This is a genomic window from Streptomyces sp. NRRL S-495 (assembly GCF_000966955.1).
GTDB classification, from domain to species: Bacteria; Actinomycetota; Actinomycetes; order Streptomycetales; family Streptomycetaceae; genus Kitasatospora; species Kitasatospora purpeofusca.
Genome location: NZ_JZWY01000054.1, coordinates 1 through 17891 on the forward strand (window position 1 = coordinate 1; position 17891 = coordinate 17891).

Consider the following 17891-nt stretch of genomic DNA (forward strand, 5'->3'; position numbering starts at 1 on the left):
CGGCTTCCTCGGCGGCCGCGAGCGGCTCGCCCCGCACCTGGGCGACGCTCCGCTGGAGACGCTGGTCATGGTCTGACGCCGGTCGTGCTCCTAGGACGCACGACCCGGACGGGCGGCGGTCGGAATCATCCGGCTGCCGCCCGTCGTTGTGTCCGGCGTGTGTCCGGTCCGTGTGCGGGGCCCGGCCGACCGAACGGCCCGGCGCGAGGCTCGGTACCATGAAGATTCATCCCCTCCCGGTTGTGCGAGGCGCGGTCCCAGCCGCACGGCGCCCGCGGGGGGCAGGCCGAGTGCCCCGAGGAGTGTCCTTGCCCGACGAGGTTGTGCCCAAGGCCGCTGCGGCCGCCCCCGAGAACCGGCCCACGCCCTCGGGGGCCACCCCGGCCCGCCCGGCGCCGACCCCGTCCCGCCCGTCCGCGCCGGGCGGCCGGGCCTCCACCGCCGGCGGCATGCGCGCCCGCCTCGCCCGCCTCGGCGGCCAGCGCTCCAGCGTCCTCAACCCGGTGCTGGAGCCGCTGTTCCGCTCCATCCGGGCCAACGACCCCAAGGCCGATCCGGCGCTGCTGCGGGACATCGAGAAGGCGTACGCGGTCGCCGAGAAGTGGCACCGCGGGCAGAAGCGCAAGAGCGGCGACCCCTACATCACCCACCCGCTGGCGGTCGCCACCATCCTGGCCGAGCTGGGCATGGACGCCCCGACCCTGATGGCCGGGCTGCTGCACGACACGGTCGAGGACACCGACTACGGCCTGGAGACCCTGCGCAAGGACTTCGGCGACTCGGTGGCCCTGCTGGTCGACGGCGTCACCAAGCTGGACCGGGTGAAGTTCGGCGAGGCCGCGCAGGCCGAGACGGTCCGCAAGATGGTCGTCGCGATGGCCAAGGACCCGCGGGTCCTGGTGATCAAGCTGGCCGACCGGCTGCACAACATGCGCACCATGCGCTACCTCAAGCGGGAGAAGCAGGAGAAGAAGGCCCGCGAGACGCTGGAGATCTACGCCCCGCTGGCGCACCGGCTGGGCATGAACACCATCAAGTGGGAGCTGGAGGACCTCGCCTTCGCGATCCTCTACCCCAAGATGTACGACGAGATCGTCCGGCTGGTCGCCGAGCGCGCCCCCAAGCGGGACGAGTACCTGGCGACCGTCATCGACCAGGTCCAGGGCGACCTGCGCGGCGCCAGGATCACCGCCTCCGTCACCGGTCGGCCGAAGCACTACTACTCGGTCTACCAGAAGATGATCGTCCGGGGCCGGGACTTCGCCGAGATCTACGACCTGGTGGGCATCCGGGTCCTGGTCGACACCGTCCGCGACTGCTACGCGGCGCTGGGCACCATCCACGCGCGGTGGAACCCGGTGCCGGGGCGGTTCAAGGACTACATCGCGATGCCCAAGTTCAACATGTACCAGTCGCTGCACACCACGGTGATCGGTCCCGGGGGCAAGCCGGTCGAGCTGCAGATCCGCACCTTCGACATGCACCGCCGGGCCGAGTACGGCATCGCCGCGCACTGGAAGTACAAGCAGCGGGCGGTGGCCGGGGCCTCCAAGGTCCGCACCGACACCCCGACCCAGACCCGCAAGGACGACAAGGCCGGCGCCGTCAACGAGATGGCCTGGCTGCGGCAGCTGCTGGACTGGCAGAAGGAGACCGCCGACCCGGGCGAGTTCCTGGAGTCGCTCCGCTTCGACCTGGCCAGCAACGAGGTCTTCGTCTTCACGCCCAAGGGCGACGTCATAGCGCTCCCGGCCGGAGCCACCCCGGTGGACTTCGCGTTCGCGGTGCACACCGAGGTCGGCTACCGCACCATAGGGGCCCGGGTGAACGGGCGGCTGGTGCCGCTGGAGTCGACCCTGGAGAACGGCGACACCGTCGAGGTGTTCACCTCCAAGGCGGAGAACGCCGGACCGTCCCGGGACTGGCTGGGCTTCGTCAAATCGCCGCGGGCCCGCAACAAGATCCGGGCCTGGTTCTCCAAGGAGCGCCGCGAGGAGGCGATCGAGCAGGGCAAGGAGGCGATCGTCCGGGCGATGCGCAAGCAGGGCCTGCCGATCCAGCGGATCCTCACCGGGGACTCGCTGGTCACCCTGGCCCACGAGATGCGCTACCCCGACATCTCCTCGCTGTACGCGGCGATCGGCGAGGGCCATGTCGCGGCGCAGAACATCGTCCAGAAGCTGGTGCAGGCGCTGGGCGGCGAGGAGGGCGCCACCGAGGACCTCGCCGAGACGGCCACGCCCACGCACGACAACCGGCGCGCGGCGCGCCGCCGGGCCAAGGGCGACCCGGGTGTGATCGTCAAGGGCGTCGAGGACGTCTGGGTGAAGCTGTCGCGCTGCTGCACCCCGGTCCCGGGCGACGGCATCGTGGGCTTCATCACCCGCGGCAACGGCGTCTCGGTGCACCGCGCCGACTGCGTCAACGTGGAGGCGCTCAGCCAGCAGCCCGAGCGGATGATCGACGTCGAGTGGGCGGCCACCCAGTCCTCGGTGTTCCTGGTGGCGATCCAGGTCGAGGCGCTGGACCGCTCCCGGCTGCTCTCGGACGTCACCCGGGTGCTGTCGGACCAGCACGTCAACATCCTGTCGGCGGCGGTGCAGACCTCCCGCGACCGGGTGGCGATGAGCCGGTTCACCTTCGAGATGGGCGACCCCAAGCACCTCGGCCACGTCCTCAAGGCGGTCCGCGGCGTCGAGGGCGTCTACGACGTCTACCGCGTCACCTCGGCCCGCAAGTAGCGGCCGCCGGCAACGCGAAGGGCCCCCGGGGATCGCTCCCCGGGGGCCCTTCGCACGCTGTCAGTGGCCGGGATCAGCCGCTGAACTCCTCCTGGCTGCGGTGGGCCTGCTGCAGCAGCTCCTCGACGCCGGCCAGCTCGGACTCCAGCTTCGCCGTCCGGGAGGCGTTGCCGGCCGCGCGGGCCTTGTCGAGGTCGGTGCGGAGCTTGTCGGCCTTGGCCTGGAACAGGCCGACCATGCCGGCCGCGCGGGCCTTGGCCTCCGGGTTGGAGCGCTTCCACTCGCTGTCCTCGGCCTCGCGGATCGCCCGCTCGACCGTGTTCAGCCGGCCGTCCAGCTTCGGGCGGACGTCGCGCGGCACGTGGCCGATGGCCTCCCAGCGCTCGTTGATCTCGCGCAGCGCCGCCTTGGCGGCCTTGAGATCGGTGATCGGCAGGATGGTCTCGGCCTCGGCCGCCAGCGCCTCCTTGAGCTTCTGGTTGGCCACCTGCTCGGCGTCACGCTCGCTGAACACCGCGGAGCGCGCCTGGAAGAAGACGTCCTGGGCGCCGCGGAACCGCGCCCACAGCTCGTCCTCGATGTCGCGCTGGGCGCGGCCGGCGGCCTTCCAGCGCGCCATCAGGTCGCGGTAGCCGGCCGCGGTGTCGCCCCAGTCGGTGGACGAGGAGAGCGCCTCGGCCTCGGTGACCAGTTGCTCCTTGGTGAGCCGGGCCTGCTCGCGCTCGGCGTCCAGCGACGCGAAGTGCGACTTGCGGTGCTTGGAGAAGACCGAGCGGGCGTGCGAGAAGCGGTGCCACAGCTCGTCGTCGCTCTTGCGGTCCAGCCGGGGCAGGGCCTTCCAGGTGTCCACCAGGGCGCGCAGCCGGTCGCCGGCCTCCCGCCACTGGGTGGACTCGGCGAGCTGCTCGGCCTCGGCGACCAGCGCCTCCTTGGCGGTGCGGGTCTCGTCCTGGGCCTTGGCGCGGGCGGCCTTGCGCTCCTCGCGGCGGCTGTCGATCTCGCCGGTGAGCGTGTCCAGGCGCTTGGCCAGCGCGGCCAGGTCGCCCACCGCGTGCGCCTCGGTGACCTGCTCGCGCAGGTGCTCCAGCGCGGCCTGGGCGTCCTTGGCGGCCAGGTCGGTGGTGCGCACCCGCTTCTCCAGCAGGCCGATCTCCACCTCGATGCCCTGGTACTTGCGCTCGAAGTAGGCGAGCGCCTCCTCGGGCGAGCCGGCCTGCCAGGAGCCGACGACGCGTTCGCCGTCCGCGGTCCTGACGTAGACCGTGCCCTGCTCGTCGACACGGCCCCACGGGTCGCTGCTCATAGCGCGTCCTCCACATGACGTCGCGCCCACCGCCGGGGCGGTAGGGCGTCCGTCGTCCACAGTTGATGTGCGGCGGACCGATGGGTCCGCCGTCCCCGTCCGCCGTGTCCTGCTTGCCGAGGGTGACGGCTGGCGGGTCTGGGCACCCTATACAACGCCAACATAGGCGACCAGGCCCGGTGCTGTCCGCATCCGGGCCGGGCGATTTCGGGCCGGGGCCGCCCGGCGGGCCGCGGGGGCGCCGCCGGGCCGGTCCCGGAGCGGATCAACCCTTGGCGGCGGTCACCGAGTTGAGGGTGACGTCGGCCATCGGGTGGCCGTCCGTGCCGCCCTCCAGGGTGCCCGCGGCGGCGATCTTCTGGAGCACGTCCAGACCGCCGGTGATCTTGCCGAAGGGGGTGTAGTTCGGCGGCAGCTGGGTGTCCTTGTAGACCAGGAAGAACTGGCTGCCGTTGGTGCCGGGGCCGGAGTTGGCCATCGCCACGGTGCCGGCCGGGTAGGTCGCGCCGGTGAGGTTCTCGTCGGCGAACTTGTAGCCCGGGCCGCCGGTGCCGCCGGGGGCGGTGGCGCTGGCGGTCGGGTCGCCGCACTGCAGCACGAAGATGCCGTCGGTGGTGAGGCGGTGGCACTTGGTGTGGTCGAAGTACTTCTCGCCGGCCAGGAAGGCGAAGGAGTTGACCGTGTGCGGGGCCTTGGCGGCGTCCAGCGCCAGCGTCACCTTGCCGCAGTTGCTGTCCAGCGTCGCGGTGTAGGTGGCCTTGGCGTCCACGGTCAGGGCCGGCTCGGCCTGCCACTGCTTGCCGTTCGGGCTGCCCGGGGCGGCCTCGCCGCAGCCCTCGACCGGCTTGCGGGTCGGGACCGTCGGCTCGGTCGGGGTGGGCGCGGCCTGGGCGACGTGGTCGCTCTTCTGTCGGGACCGTCGGCCCGGTCGGGGTGGGCGCGGCCTGGGCGGCGGGGTCGCTCTTCTTCTTGTCGTCCGAGTCGAAGGCGCCGGTCGCGAACAGGGTGCCGCCGCCGGCCAGCACGACCACCGCCAACGCCGCGCCGAGGACGCTGTTGCGGCGCTTGCGCGCGGCCGCCGCGGCGGCCCGGCGCTCCGCCTGGCGTTCGTACTTGTCCCGGGCGAGCTGCCGCCGCCGCTGTTCGCTGGTGACCACCGGCTTTGTCTCCTACGGAAGTGCTGGTCGCTGATGTGTGGGCCTCGTGTGTGCGATGCCGATGCGGATCATCGCACCCATCGGCGGCCAAGTGTAGGGACCGCGACCGTAAGAACGGGGTGAACCTGTCAGGTCGAAGTGAACCTGTCACCCGGATCTGGTTCGCAACCGGACCCGGACCGCCGGTAGGCTGCCCCTGCAATCACAGCTTGTAGCAGCAGCCGGAGCCACCGCGGCGGCCGAAGCCCGAGAGACCGAGACCGACACCGAAGGACGCGCGTGTTCATCGCCGGATTCCCCGCTGGAGCCTGGGGCACCAACTGCTACCTGGTCGCGCCGGGGCCGGGCGAGGAGTGCGTCATCGTCGATCCGGGCCACCAGGCCGCCGCCGGCGTCGAGGAACTCGTCCGCGAGCACCGGCTGAAGCCGGTCGCGGTGCTGCTCACCCACGGCCACATCGACCACGTCGCCTCCGTGGTCCCGGTCTGCGGCGCCAAGGGCGTGCCGGCCTGGATCCACCCCGAGGACCGCTACATGATGAGCGACCCCGAGCGGGCGCTCGGCCGCTCCCTGGGCACCCAGCTGATGGGCGAGCTCACCGTCGGCGAGCCGGACGACGTCCGCGAGCTGACCGACGGCAGCGTGCTGGAGCTCGCGGGCCTCTCGCTCACCGTCGACCACGCCCCCGGCCATACCGGGGGGTCGGTGACGTTCCGGACGCCCGGCGCCGAGGACCTCCCTCCGGTGCTCTTCTCGGGCGACCTGCTCTTCGCCGGCTCCATAGGGCGGACGGACCTCCCGGGCGGGGACGGCGAGGCGATCATGCGCTCGCTGGCCCGGGTGTGCCTGCCCCTCGACGACGCCACCGTGGTCCTCTCCGGCCACGGCGGACAGACCACCATCGGCCGCGAGCGCGCCACCAACCCCTACCTCCGACAGGCAGCGGGGGCGGACGGCGCCCCGGCTTTCCCGCGACGAGGAATGTGACGGAAGAGAAGTTGAGCACCTTCACCGCCCCCAAGGGCACCTACGACCTGCTGCCGCCCAGCTCCGCGACCTTCCTGGCGATCCGCGAGGCCATCGCCGCCCCCGCCCGCCGGGCCGGCTACGGGTACATCGAGACCCCGGTCTTCGAGGACGTCAAGCTGTTCTCCCGCGGTGTCGGCGAGTCCACCGACATCGTCTCCAAGGAGATGTACACCCTCACCACCAAGGGCGGCGACGAGCTCGCGCTGCGCCCCGAGGGCACCGCCTCCGTGCTGCGCGCCGCGCTGCAGGCCAACCTGCACAAGCAGGGCAACCTGCCGGTCAAGCTCTGGTACTCCGGCTCGTACTACCGCTACGAGCGCGCCCAGAAGGGCCGCTACCGCCAGTTCTCGCAGGTCGGCGCGGAGGCGATCGGCGCGGAGGACCCGGCGCTGGACGCCGAGCTGATCATCCTCGCCGACGACGCCTTCCGGGCGCTCGGCCTGAGCGACTACTCGCTGCTGCTCAACAGCCTCGGCGACAAGCAGTGCCGCCCGGTCTACCGCGCCGCCCTGATCGAGTTCCTGGCCGGCCTGGACCTCGACGAGGACACCCGCCGCCGCGCGGAGATCAACCCGCTGCGCGTCCTCGACGACAAGCGCGAGTCCGTGCAGGCCCAGCTCGTCGGCGCCCCGATGCTGCGCGACTACCTCTGCGAGGACTGCAAGGCCTACGACGAGAAGGTCCGCGAGCTGCTCACCGCCAACGGCGTGGCCTTCGTCGACGACCCCAAGCTGGTCCGCGGGCTGGACTACTACACCCGCACCACCTTCGAGTTCGTGCACAACGGCCTCGGCGCCCAGTCCGCGATCGGCGGCGGCGGCCGCTACGACGGCCTGTCCGAGATGATCGGCGGCCCCGCGCTGCCCTCGGTCGGCTGGGCGCTCGGCGTGGACCGCACCTTCCTGGCCCTGGAGGCCGAGGGTGTCGCCCTCGAACTGCCGGCCGCCACCTCCGTCTACGCCGTCGCGCTCGGCGAGGAGGCCAAGAACGTCCTGTTCGCCAAGGTGGTCGAGCTGCGCCGGGCCGGCGTCGCGACCGACCTCGCCTTCGGCGTCAAGAGCATCAAGAACGCCATGAAGTCCGCCGACCGATCCGGCGCCCGCTTCGCCCTCGTCGCCGGCGACCGGGACCTCGCGGAGGGCGTGGTCCAGCTCAAGGACCTCACCACCGGCGAGCAGGCCCCCGTCGCCCTCGACGCACTCGTCACCACCCTGAAGGAGAAGCAGCTGTGATCCGCACGCACGACGCGGGCACGCTCCGCCCGGAGCACGCAGGCACCACCGTCACCCTGGCCGGCTGGGTCGCCCGCCGCCGCGACCACGGCGGCGTGGCCTTCATCGATCTGCGCGACGCCTCCGGCACCGTGCAGATCGTGGTCCGCGACCTGGACTCGGTGCACGGCCTTCGCGCCGAGTACTGCGTCAAGGTGGTCGGCGACGTCCGGGTCCGCCCCGAGGGCAACGAGAACGCCGACATCCCGACCGGCGCCGTCGAGGTCGTGGTCAGCGCGATCGAGGTCCTCTCCGAGGCCGCGCCGCTGCCGTTCCCGGTCGCCGAGTACGAGCCCGGCACGGTCAACGAGGAGGTCCGCCTCCGCTACCGCTACCTCGACCTGCGCCGCGAGGGCCCGGCCAAGGGCCTGCGCCTGCGCTCCAAGGTCAACAACATCATCCGCCGGGTGATGGAGGACAACGACTACCTCGACATCGAGACGCCGTACCTCACCCGCTCCACCCCCGAGGGTGCCCGCGACTTCCTGGTCCCGGTCCGCCTCCAGCCCGGCCACTGGTACGCCCTGCCGCAGTCGCCCCAGCTGTTCAAGCAGCTGCTGATGGTGGCCGGCATGGAGCGCTACTACCAGATCGCCCGCTGCTTCCGCGACGAGGACTTCCGCGCCGACCGGCAGCCGGAGTTCACCCAGCTCGACATCGAGGCCTCCTTCGTCGACCAGGAGGACATCCTGGCCCTTGGCGAGAAGATCATCGGCTCGATCTGGCGCGAGGTCCACGGCTACGAGGTCCCGAACCCGCTGCCGCGGATGACCTACGCCGACGCCATGGGCCGCTACGGCTCGGACAAGCCGGACGTCCGCTTCGGCCAGGAACTCACCGACCTCACCGAGTACTTCCGGGGCACCGAGTTCCGCGTCTTCCAGGCCCCGTACGTCGGTGCCGTGGTCATGCCCGGCGGTGCCTCGCAGCCGCGCAAGCAGCTCGACGCCTGGCAGGACTGGGCCAAGGCGCGCGGCGCCAAGGGCCTCGCCTACGTGCTCATCGACGCCGAGACCGGCGAGCTGCGCGGCCCGGTCGCCAAGAACCTCTCCGAGGAGCACCTGGCCGGCCTCGCCGCCGCCGCCGGCGCCAAGAACGGCGACGCGGTCTTCTTCGCGGCCGGCAAGGAGCGCCCCTCGCAGGAGCTGCTCGGCGCCGCCCGACTGGAGATCGGCCGCCGCTGCGAGCTCATCGACGAGTCCCAGTGGGCCTTCCTCTGGGTCGTCGACTTCCCGATGTTCGAGCCGATCGAGGACGACAAGGGCGCCTTCCAGGGCTGGCACGCGGTGCACCACCCCTTCACCGCCCCCACCGCCGAGTCGCTGGCGACCTTCGACACCGACCCGGGCAGCGCCCTGTCCAACGCCTACGACCTCGTGCTCAACGGCTCGGAGCTGGGCGGCGGTTCGATCCGTATCCACCAGCGGGACGTGCAGAAGCGGGCGTTCGACGCGATCGGCCTCTCCGAGGAGGAGGCCGCCTCGCAGTTCGGCTTCCTGCTGGACGCCTTCAACTACGGCCCGCCGCCGCACGGTGGTGTCGCCTTCGGCCTCGACCGGATCGTCACCCTGCTCGGCGGGTACGACACCATCCGTGACGTCATCGCCTTCCCGAAGACGTCCACCGGCGGCGACCCGCTGACCGGCGCCCCCACCCCGATCACCCCGGCGCAGCGCCGCGAGGCCGGCGTGGACGCCCAGCCGAAGGTCCGCGAGGACGCCAAGTCCGAGGCGCAGCCGAAGGCCTGACATTCCGTCGGCCGGCATCGGCTAACCTTTCACGGCCCCGGACAGCGATCGTGCTGTCCGGGGCCGGTCCACAACGGTGTGCGACAGAGAGAGGGATCCCCTGTGAAGGTCAGTACCAGAATCGAGTGTCCCGAGGACGCTCCCGCCACCAGACGAGTCCACATGGCCGCCTTCCCCGGCCCCGACGAGGCCGACCTGGTCGACGCGCTGCGCCGCGACCCGGCCTGGCTGCCGGAGCTGTCGGTGGTCGCCGTCGACGACACCGGGCTGGTCGTCGGCCACGCGCTGCTCTCCCGGCTGCGGGTCGGCGAGGGCCCCGGGCTGGCGCTCGCGCCGGTCGCCGTCGCGCCCGAGTGGCAGCGCAAGGGTGTCGGCGAGCTGGTGGTCCGGGCCGCGCTGACGGCCGCCGAGGAGGCCGGCGAGAAGCTCGTCGTCGTGCTCGGCGACCCGGACTACTACGGCCGCTTCGGCTTCATCCCGGCCCAGCGGCACGAGGTGAGCGGCCCGTTCGAGGTGCCCGAGGGGTACCTCCAGACGCTCGCCCTGCCCGGGTACGACGGCTCCCCGAGCGGCCTGTGCCGCTACCCGGAGCCCTTCGAGGCCGTCTAGGGCCTTCCAGGGCGCTCAGGCGCTCGGACGCCCAGGGTGGTTCAGGGCGTTCGGGGCGTGTCCTCCGACAGGCCCTGCGGCGGGTCCTGGGCACCCCGCTCGTCGATCCGGTTCCCGAGACCTACCGTGGCCCGGCAGCTGCGCACGAACGCGGCCATGGCAGGTGTCGGCGTCCGGTCCTTCGGCCAGTACAGCCCGACCTGGCTCGGGCTCAACCCCCGCACCGGCCGGTACGCGACATCCTCGCGCGGTGCCAGCCGACTCATTGTCTCCGGGGCGAAGCCGACGCCCTGGCCGCACACCACGGCGGCCAGCCACTCGTCGGTGTTGTGCGCCACCGCGCCGATCCGCACCGGTCGCCCGCCCCGCTCCCGGACCGCCAGCCAGTAGTCCCGCCAGTGCCCGGACTCGTGCGGGATCGCCACGAAGGGCTCGTCGAGCAGCTCCTCGAAGTCGATCACCGCACGGCCGGCCAGCCGGTGCCCGGCCGGCAGCGCCGCGCAGCGCGGCTCCTCGCCCAGCACGGCCACGCTGTAGTGCCGGGCCAGCGAGGGCGGCGCGTGCCAGAGGGTCAGATCGATCTCGCCGGTGGCCAGGCCGGAGGTCGGGTCGAACCAGTTGTTCTGCCGCAGCTCCACCTGCCAGCCCGGCATCCGCCGGGCGAAGTCCGCGACCGTGCGCTGGGTCATCAGATTGATGATGCCGCCCTCGAAGCCCACCCGGAGCGTCGAGCCGTGCTCCGCCGAGGCCGCCCGGGTGGCGCGCAGCGCCTCCTCCCAGCCGGCCATCAGCGCCCCGGTGTGCGCGGCCAGGGCCAGGCCGGCCCGGGTCGGGGTCATGCCGTGCCGCGAGCGTTCGAACAGCTCGACCCCGAGCAGGGTCTCCAGCTGCCGGATCTGCTTGGTCAGCGCCGGCTGGGAGACCAGCAGCCGGGCCGCCGCCGCGGTCAGCTGCCCCTCCTCGCAGACCGCGGCGAAGCCGCGCAGCAGACGGGTGTCGACATCCATGCCCACAGGTTATGGAACCGGCAATTGGACCCGTTCGGCAGGTCTGGGTCATGGTTGGTCGTTCGGTCTTCGGGCCGGTCGACGGGGGAGCCCGGCAGCGACGGTTCAGGGGGCCGCCGGTGCCGGGCCGGAACACCCCCCGGCGCGCTGCCGCCGCCCGGGCGGGACCTGCGGAAATCCGCCCCAGGACGTACGGTGAGGGATCATCAGCACCCCGCCGAACGGAGGCAGCCAGGTGGCAGCCAAGGCCCAGCGCGAGCAGAGCGAGCCCGAGGGGCGGAGCGGCCCCGACGGAGGGAGCGCCCCGGCCGGACGGCTGGCGAGGAAGCCGTACGAGCGCGAACTGCTCCGGCTCCAGCACGAGCTGGTGAAGCTCCAGGAGTGGGTGCGCGCGGAGGGCGCCCGGCTGGTGGTGGTCTTCGAGGGGCGCGACGCGGCCGGCAAGGGCGGCGCGATCAAGCGGGTGACGGAGTATCTGAACCCGCGCATCGCCCGGGTCGCCGCACTGCCCGCGCCGACCGAGCGCCAGCGCACCCAGTGGTACTTCCAGCGGTACGTCGAGCACCTGCCGGCCGCCGGGGAGATCGTGCTGTTCGACCGCAGCTGGTACAACCGCGCCGGGGTGGAGCGGGTGATGGGCTTCTGCGGCGAGGAGGAGTACTGGCAGTTCCTGCACCAGGCCCCGATCTTCGAGCGGATGCTCTCCGAGTCCGGCCTGCTGCTGCGCAAGTACTGGTTCTCGGTCAGCGACACCGAGCAGGAGCGGCGCTTCCGGGAGCGGCTGGCGGACCCGATGAAGCGCTGGAAGCTCTCGCCGATGGACGTCGAGTCGATCACCCGCTGGGAGGACTACTCGCGGGCCAAGGACGAGATGTTCCTGCACACCGACACCCCCGAGTCGCCCTGGCACGTGGTGGAGAGCGACGACAAGCGGCGGGCCCGGATCAACATGATCGCCCACCTGCTCTCCACCGTCCCGTACCGCGAAGTGGGCCCGCGGCCGATCGAGCTGCCGGAGCGCCCGGCCTCCCAGGGCTACCGGCGGCCGCCGCGGGACCTCCAGAAGTACGTGCCGGACCACGCGGCCCGGCTCGACGGATAGGGGCTGCGGCGGCCGGGCCCGCCCCGGATCCGGGGCGGGCTGTCGGAGGGCTCGCATAGGCTTCCGGTGTGGACGAACCGGACCTCTTCACCGCTGCCGCCGAGGAACGCCAGGCCAAGGAGCCCGGCCGGGCGCCGCTCGCCGTGCGGATGCGCCCGCGCACCCTCGACGAGGTGGCCGGTCAGCGGAAACTGCTCAAGGACGGCTCCCCGCTGCGCCGGCTGGTGTCGGGGTCGCGCGGCCCGGCGGCGACCAGCTCGGTGATCCTCTGGGGCCCGCCCGGCACCGGGAAGACCACGCTCGCGCACGTCATCAGCCAGGCCGTCGAGGGCCGTTTCGTCGAGCTGTCCGCGATCACCGCCGGGGTCAAGGAGGTCCGCGCGGTCATCGACGGCGCCCGGCGCGCGGTCGGCATGTCCGGCCGGGAGACGGTGCTCTTCCTCGACGAGATCCACCGCTTCTCCAAGGCCCAGCAGGACTCCCTGCTCCCGGCGGTGGAGAACCGCTGGGTGACCCTGATCGCCGCGACCACCGAGAACCCGTACTTCTCGGTGATCTCCCCGCTGCTCTCCCGCTCGCTGCTGCTCACCCTGGAGTCGCTGACCGACGACGACGTCCGGGCGCTGCTGCGCCGCGCGGTCGTGGACGAGCGCGGTCTCGGGGGCGCGGTGGAGCTGGCCGCGGAGGCCGAGGACCACCTGGTCCGGCTGGCCGGCGGCGACGCCCGCAAGGCGCTCACCACGCTGGAGGCGGCGGCCGGGGCGGCGCTGGAGCAGGGGGAGGCGGAGATCAGCCTCGCCAGCACCGAGACCGCCGTCAACCAGGCGGCCGTCCGCTACGACCGGGACGGCGACCAGCACTACGACGTGGCCAGTGCGCTGATCAAGTCGATCCGGGGCAGCGACGTGGACGCCACGCTGCACTACCTGGCCCGGATGATCGAGGCGGGGGAGGACCCGCGCTTCATCGCCCGCCGGCTGATGATCTCGGCGAGCGAGGACATCGGCCTGGCCGATCCGACGGCGCTGCCGACGGCGGTGGCGGCGGCCCAGGCGGTGGCGCTGATCGGCTTCCCGGAGGCACGGATCATCCTCTCCCAGGCGGCCATCGCGCTCGCCCTGGCGCCCAAGTCCAACGCCGCCTACCTGGCGATCGACGCGGCGCTCGCGGACGTCCGGCAGGGCCTGGCCGGGCCGGTGCCGCCGCATCTGCGGGACGCGCACTACGGGGGCGCGGGCAAGCTGGGGCACGGCAAGGGCTACCAGTACCCGCACGACCTGCCGGAGGGCATCGCGAGCCAGCAGTACGCGCCGGACGCGGTGCACGGGCGGGCGTACTACCGGCCGACCCGGCGCGGCGGGGAGGCGCGCTACGCGGACGTCGTGGAGTGGACCAGGGGGCGGCTGTGGGGCGAGCCGGCCGGGCCCGCCAAGGCGGTGTCCAAGGCAGAACCCAAGCCCGACCCGAAGCCGGAACCCAAGGCGGACCCGAAGCCGGGGTCGGAAGCGGCCCCGGAGGCGGCCTCGGAAGGGGAGCGGGAGGCCGGGTGAGGGGGCCGGTGATCTGCCGGTATACTCGGGCGGAGTGCCATGTCCCGGGACGGCGGTGGGGGAGACCCGACCGACCGGCCGCACCAGCGGGGCAGTGGCCGTAGACCTCCTCCGGGAGGTCCGCACCAGGAGCGTCGCGCACCGTCTCGGTGTCGCGGGCGACCGGTTCCCGGTCCGCCCGTGTGACCAGCACATTCGTGCCCGGCTCCGGAGAGCGGCTGATCGCACTGCCCCAGGGCAGTGGGGTTTTCTCCGGGCCGCGACATGCGACCTCCGTCAACACCTGGTGAAGCCGTAGTCGTCAGTAAGGAAGGTTTGGTTCATGGCGAACCAGAAGCGTCCCAAGGTCAAGATCGCGCGTGCGCTCGGCGTGCCGCTGACCCCGAAGTCCGTCAAGTACTTCGAGGCCCGCCCGTACCCGCCCGGCCAGCACGGCCGTGGCCGCAAGCAGAACTCGGACTACAAGGTCCGTCTGGTCGAGAAGCAGCGTCTGCGCGCTCAGTACGACCTGAGCGAGAAGCAGATGGCCCGTGCGTTCGACCGCGCGAAGAAGGCCGAGGGCAAGACCGGTGAGGCGCTCGTCGCCGAGCTGGAGACCCGCCTCGACTCGCTGGTGCTGCGTTCGGGCATCGCCCGCACCATCTACCAGGCCCGTCAGATGGTCGTCCACGGCCACGTCGAGGTCAACGGCGGCAAGGTCAACAAGCCGTCGTTCCAGATGAAGCCGGGCTTCGTGGTGACCATCCGCGAGCGCAGCAAGGAGAAGGTCCCGTTCCAGGTCGCCCGTGAGGGTGGCAACGCGGGCGAGGGCCAGACCCCGAAGTACCTCGAGGTCAACCTGAAGGCCCTGGCCTTCCGCCTGGACCGCGCGCCGCAGCGCAAGGAGGTCCCGGTGATCTGCGACGAGCAGCTCGTCGTCGAGTACTACTCGCGCTGACCCGCGAGCGGTATCACCTGCGGTACCCAGCGAGCCCCCGTCGCCCTTGTGGCGGCGGGGGCTCGCCCCTGTGCGGGGGAGGTTCTGCCTGTACCGGGTTCGTCAGAGCTGCTCGCCGGTCATCGCGGCGACCAGCCGCAGGTGCGGCCGGGCCTCCTCGTGGCGGCCCTGGCGCTCCAGGGTGCGGCCGAGCATCAGCCGGGCGTAGTCCTCGGCCGGGTCGGAGTCCAGCACCCGGCGCAGCTCCGCCTCGGCCCGGCGCAGCTGGGCGGAGTGGAAGTAGCTGCGGGCCAGCAGCAGCCGGACCGACAGGTTGGCCGGCTCCTCGGCGAGCACCCCCTCCAGCATCCGGGCGGCGTCCGTGTACGCCTTGGAGTCGAAGTAGAAGTTCGCCATGCGGTAGTCGTCGGCGAGGTTGGTGGCCACGGGGGTGCTCCTTCCGTACGGGCCGGTGGTTCCGCCCCCTCCAGCAAGGGACAAGTTTCAACTATTCCCGGGGTGCCGCCGAGCGCCCTCCGGCCTCACCGGCCCACCGGCGAGGGCTGCGGGGCCGGCGGCAGCGGCCCCGGTCCCGGCCGCGCCCCCGGGTCCTCCGGGTGCTCGCCGCCGCCCAGCGCGCGGTGCACGGCGGCGTCCAGGTCGAGCCGGGTGCCGGTGGTGAAGAAGTCGGTGTACTCCTGCTCGGTCAGCCCGGCGCCGGCGCGCTCCTCGCAGGCCCGGTGCGGGCCGTTGAAGGTGCGGGAACCGAAGAACGGCTTGCCGACCGCCTGCCAGATCCGGTGCGCCGCGCCCTGCAGCACCCGGGCCTCGCGCAGGTCCCCCGGCTCGCCCGGGCCGGCCGGTTCGGTCTCCAGCAGCGCCAGCAGGTCGATCGCCAGCACGATGCCCAGCAGGTCGTTGAAGAGGTGGTTGAGCCGGACGCTCTCCCGGGCCAGCGTCCGGGCCGGGCGGATCTCGCCGTTCAGCCAGTGCGAGTACGCCAGCGCGTACAGCCCGTACGCGTACGCCCACTGCTCGCCGTGCTCCTCGCACAGCTCGCGGATCTGGCCGAGCCACAGCTCGCCGCTGTCCTGGTCGCCCTGGAACAGGTAGGCGATGCCCAGCTCGAACATCGCCATCAGGACGTTGCTGTTGAGCTCGCCGATGGTGCGGTAGTGCCAGAGCGCCTCCTCGAACAGCTCGGCCGCCCGGGCCGGCTCGTCGCCGATCAGCGCCGCGCAGCCCTGCCGGTGCACCGCGTAGGCGAGCGCGCGGTCGTCGCCGGTGGCCAGCGCCTGGCGGCGGCACTCCTCCAGCGCGGGCCGGGCGGCGACCAGGTCGCCCTGGAGGGTGGCCATGTAGCCGGTCACCCAGAGCGCCTTGGCCCGGGCCTCGGTGGGCTCGGGGGCGAGGGCGAGGGCCCGGTCGAGCCAGTGCCGGCCCTCGCCGAGGTGACTGCAGCCGACCCAGTAGAACCAGAGCGTGCCGGCCATCAGCAGGGCGATCTGCTCCTCGCCCGGCTCGGCCAGGCAGAACTCCAGGGCGGCCCGCAGATTGGTGTGCGCCAGCTCGGTCCGCTCGGCGGTCTCCGCCTGCCGGGGGCCGAACCACTCGACCTCGCCCCAGGTGGCCACGCCCAGGTACCAGTCGCGGTGCCGGCACAGCAGCCGGTGCTCCGCGCCGGCCGCGCGCAGCCAGCGCAGTCCGTACTCGCGGACGGTGTCCAGCAGCCGGAACCGGACGCCGAAGGGGCTGTCCTCGCGCAGCACCACGGACTTGGCGACCAGCTCGGTGAGCAGGTCCAACAGCTCGTCCGGATCGACGCCGTCACCGCCGCAGACGTACTCGGCGGCGTCCAGGTCGAAGCCGCCCGCGAAGACCGAGAGGCGCGCCCAGAGTAAACGTTCCTGCTCCGTGCAGAGCTCGTGGCTCCAGCCGATCGTCGTGCGCAGGGTCTGGTGGCGCGGCAGGGCGGCCGGATCACCGCCGGTCAGCAGCCGGAACCGGTCGTCCAGCCGCGCGACGATCTGCTCCACCGACAGCGCCCGCAGCCGCCCCGCGGCCAGCTCCACCGCCAGCGGGATGCCGTCCAGTCGCCGGCACAGCTGGGCGATCCCCTCCGCGTTCGCGGCGGTGACCGCGAACGACGGCAGCACCGCCCGGGCCCGGTCCGCGAACAGCAGCACCGCGTCCGGCGGCGCCCCCGGGAGGATCGCGCCGGCGGTGCCGACCGGCAGCGGGGCCAGGTTCAGCAGGTGCTCCCCGGCCGTCCGCAGCGCCACCCGGCTGGTCGCCAGCACCCGCAGCCCCGGCAGCGCCCGCAGCAGCGCCAGGGCCAGCTCGGCGCAGGCCGGCACCAGGTGCTCGCAGCCGTCCAGCACCAGCAGCAGCCGGCGACCGGCGAGCCGCTCGGTCAGCACCTCCAGCGGGGCCCGCGCCGTCCCGTCGGTCAGCCGCAGCGCCTCCAGCACGGCGTGCCCGAGCAGCCGGCCGTCCTGCACCGGGGCCGCCTCGACCAGCCAGGTGCCGTCCGGGAACGCCCCGGCCGCCCGTGCGGCGGCCCGCAGCGCCAGCCGGCTCTTGCCGACCCCGCCCGGGCCGGTGACCGTCACCAGCCGCCGTTCCGCCAGCAGCAGGGCCAGCTCGGTCAGCTCGTGCTGCCGGCCGACGAAGCTGGTGACCTCCGCCGGGAGCCGCCCCGGCACCGGCCGGTCCGGCCGTGGTGTGGAATCCCGATCCAACCCCTGCTCCCCGTTTCGAGGCCCGGGCCAGGTCGGCCCGGGCGTCCGGCTGGGCCGCGTGGGTGGCGACCTGCCTGGCAGAACGAGGTGACCGGCGGGTAGGTTACGCGCGCGGATCGCACACCCGGTCGGTTCGCCGCGCGCCCCGCAGGGGAAACCCGGTCCGGAAACCCGGTGCGGTCGCGATAGGGTTCCCCTGGGAAACAGCAAGGCGAGGGAGCGCGCAAAGGTGTCCGTGGGAGAGCTGGCCGGTCTGCTCGTCGCCGTGTTCTGGGCGGTCCTGGTCACCCTGCTCGCCGTCGTGCTGGTCCGGCTGTCGCGGGTGCTCAAGGAGGCCACCGTCCTCGTCTCCGCCGTCACCGAGCAGGCCGTGCCGCTGCTGGCCGACGCCGGCGCCGCCGTGCGCAGCGCCAACGAGCAGCTGGAGCGGGTGGACGAGATCACCGCCAATGTGCAGGACGCGGCGGCCAACGCCAACGCGCTCTCCTCCACCGTCGCGGCGACCCTCGGCGGTCCGCTGGTCAAGGTCGCGGCGTTCAGCTACGGCGTGCGCAAGGCCGTCGCCAAGCAGCAGGGCACCGCGACGCTGCCCACCCAGCCGTCCGAGCGCGAGGAACTGGCCCGGCTGATCCGGGCCGAGGTCCGCGCCGCGACCGCGCCGAGGACCGGGCTGCTGTCCCGGGTCCGGCGCGCGGTGAGGAGCTGACGGCATGGTGC

13 protein-coding genes and 1 pseudogene are annotated in these 17891 nt (G+C 72.8%); 9 read left to right on the plus strand and 5 right to left on the minus strand.

Annotated features, from left to right (window positions below):
- Window positions 1-218 precede the first annotated feature (218 nt).
- Window positions 219-2741 carry a bifunctional (p)ppGpp synthetase/guanosine-3',5'-bis(diphosphate) 3'-pyrophosphohydrolase gene (locus VR45_RS04180; protein ID WP_199839794.1) on the plus strand — a complete coding sequence of 841 codons (2523 nt, stop codon included), beginning with the start codon at window positions 219-221 and terminating at the stop codon, window positions 2739-2741.
- Between the two features lie 73 nt (window positions 2742-2814).
- On the opposite strand, the gene VR45_RS04185 is transcribed toward VR45_RS04180, so the two are convergent.
- Both VR45_RS04185 and VR45_RS48325 read right to left on the minus strand, forming a co-directional pair.
- Window positions 2815-4044, minus strand: coding sequence for a DUF349 domain-containing protein (locus VR45_RS04185; RefSeq protein WP_043471824.1), 1230 nt, complete (start codon window positions 4042-4044; stop codon window positions 2815-2817).
- A gap of 265 nt (window positions 4045-4309) precedes the next feature.
- Window positions 4310-5201 (minus strand): annotated as a pseudogene (locus VR45_RS48325) (peptidylprolyl isomerase).
- Window positions 5202-5480: 279 nt separating this feature from the next.
- On the opposite strand from VR45_RS48325, the gene VR45_RS04195 reads away from it, so the two are divergent.
- The 4 genes from VR45_RS04195 to VR45_RS04210 all read left to right on the plus strand — a co-directional run bounded on the left by VR45_RS04195 (window position 5481) and on the right by VR45_RS04210 (window position 9858).
- Window positions 5481-6188, plus strand: coding sequence for an MBL fold metallo-hydrolase (locus VR45_RS04195; RefSeq protein WP_045938310.1), 708 nt, complete (start codon window positions 5481-5483; stop codon window positions 6186-6188).
- An 11-nt stretch (window positions 6189-6199) separates the two neighbouring features.
- Window positions 6200-7462, plus strand: a complete 1263-nt coding sequence (gene hisS / locus VR45_RS04200; protein ID WP_045938311.1) for a histidine--tRNA ligase — start codon at window positions 6200-6202, stop codon at window positions 7460-7462.
- The gene (aspS, locus tag VR45_RS04205) at window positions 7459-9249 is read left to right on the plus strand and encodes an aspartate--tRNA ligase (RefSeq protein ID WP_045938312.1); all 1791 of its coding nucleotides are present in this window, start codon (window positions 7459-7461) and stop codon (window positions 9247-9249) included. The genes hisS and aspS overlap by 4 nt, the downstream gene beginning before the upstream one ends.
- Window positions 9250-9411: 162 nt before the next feature.
- Entirely contained in the window at window positions 9412-9858 is a 447-nt protein-coding gene (locus VR45_RS04210) for an N-acetyltransferase (protein WP_078896220.1), read from the plus strand.
- Between the two features lie 41 nt (window positions 9859-9899).
- Here VR45_RS04210 and VR45_RS04215 read toward each other — a convergent pair whose 3' ends face one another.
- Complete coding sequence (locus tag VR45_RS04215) at window positions 9900-10865, minus strand: LysR family transcriptional regulator (RefSeq protein ID WP_063772404.1); 966 nt, start codon at window positions 10863-10865, stop codon at window positions 9900-9902.
- Window positions 10866-11181: 316 nt separating this feature from the next.
- Here VR45_RS04215 and ppk2 point away from each other — a divergent pair, with 316 nt between their 5' ends.
- From ppk2 to rpsD, 3 genes are all read left to right on the plus strand, one after another.
- The gene (gene ppk2, locus VR45_RS04220; RefSeq protein ID WP_045938317.1) at window positions 11182-11967 is read left to right on the plus strand and encodes a polyphosphate kinase 2; all 786 of its coding nucleotides are present in this window, start codon (window positions 11182-11184) and stop codon (window positions 11965-11967) included.
- Window positions 11968-12035: 68 nt separating this feature from the next.
- Window positions 12036-13517, plus strand: a complete 1482-nt coding sequence (locus VR45_RS04225; RefSeq protein ID WP_234325826.1) for a replication-associated recombination protein A — start codon at window positions 12036-12038, stop codon at window positions 13515-13517.
- 322 nt (window positions 13518-13839) lie between these two features.
- Window positions 13840-14454 (plus strand): 30S ribosomal protein S4, encoded by a 615-nt coding sequence (rpsD, locus tag VR45_RS04230; protein WP_030396046.1) that lies wholly within the window; start codon window positions 13840-13842, stop codon window positions 14452-14454.
- 102 nt (window positions 14455-14556) lie between these two features.
- Here rpsD and VR45_RS04235 read toward each other — a convergent pair whose 3' ends face one another.
- Together VR45_RS04235 and VR45_RS46650 are read right to left on the minus strand one after the other, a co-directional pair.
- A complete protein-coding gene (locus VR45_RS04235; RefSeq protein WP_045938319.1) occupies window positions 14557-14850 on the minus strand; it encodes a tetratricopeptide repeat protein in 294 nt (97 codons plus the stop codon).
- A gap of 125 nt (window positions 14851-14975) precedes the next feature.
- Window positions 14976-17138, minus strand: a complete 2163-nt coding sequence (locus tag VR45_RS46650; protein ID WP_234325827.1) for a regulator — start codon at window positions 17136-17138, stop codon at window positions 14976-14978.
- A 265-nt stretch (window positions 17139-17403) separates the two neighbouring features.
- Between VR45_RS46650 and VR45_RS04245 the strand changes: the two genes are divergently transcribed.
- On the plus strand, window positions 17404-17880 hold the full coding sequence (locus VR45_RS04245; RefSeq protein ID WP_045938314.1) for a DUF948 domain-containing protein: 477 nt from the start codon (window positions 17404-17406) through the stop codon (window positions 17878-17880).
- Window positions 17881-17891 lie beyond the last annotated feature (11 nt).

Coding starts and splice junctions, on each gene's coding strand:
- rpsD (WP_030396046.1), top strand. CDS start 13,840: ATGGCGAACCAGAAGCGTCCCAAGGTCAAGATCGCGCGTGCGCTCGGC.
- VR45_RS04210 (WP_078896220.1), top strand. CDS start 9,412: ATGGCCGCCTTCCCCGGCCCCGACGAGGCCGACCTGGTCGACGCGCTG.
- VR45_RS04235 (WP_045938319.1), bottom strand. CDS start 14,850: ATGGCGAACTTCTACTTCGACTCCAAGGCGTACACGGACGCCGCCCGG.
- VR45_RS04180 (WP_199839794.1), top strand. CDS start 219: ATGAAGATTCATCCCCTCCCGGTTGTGCGAGGCGCGGTCCCAGCCGCA.
- VR45_RS04185 (WP_043471824.1), bottom strand. CDS start 4,044: ATGAGCAGCGACCCGTGGGGCCGTGTCGACGAGCAGGGCACGGTCTAC.
- VR45_RS04215 (WP_063772404.1), bottom strand. CDS start 10,865: ATGGATGTCGACACCCGTCTGCTGCGCGGCTTCGCCGCGGTCTGCGAG.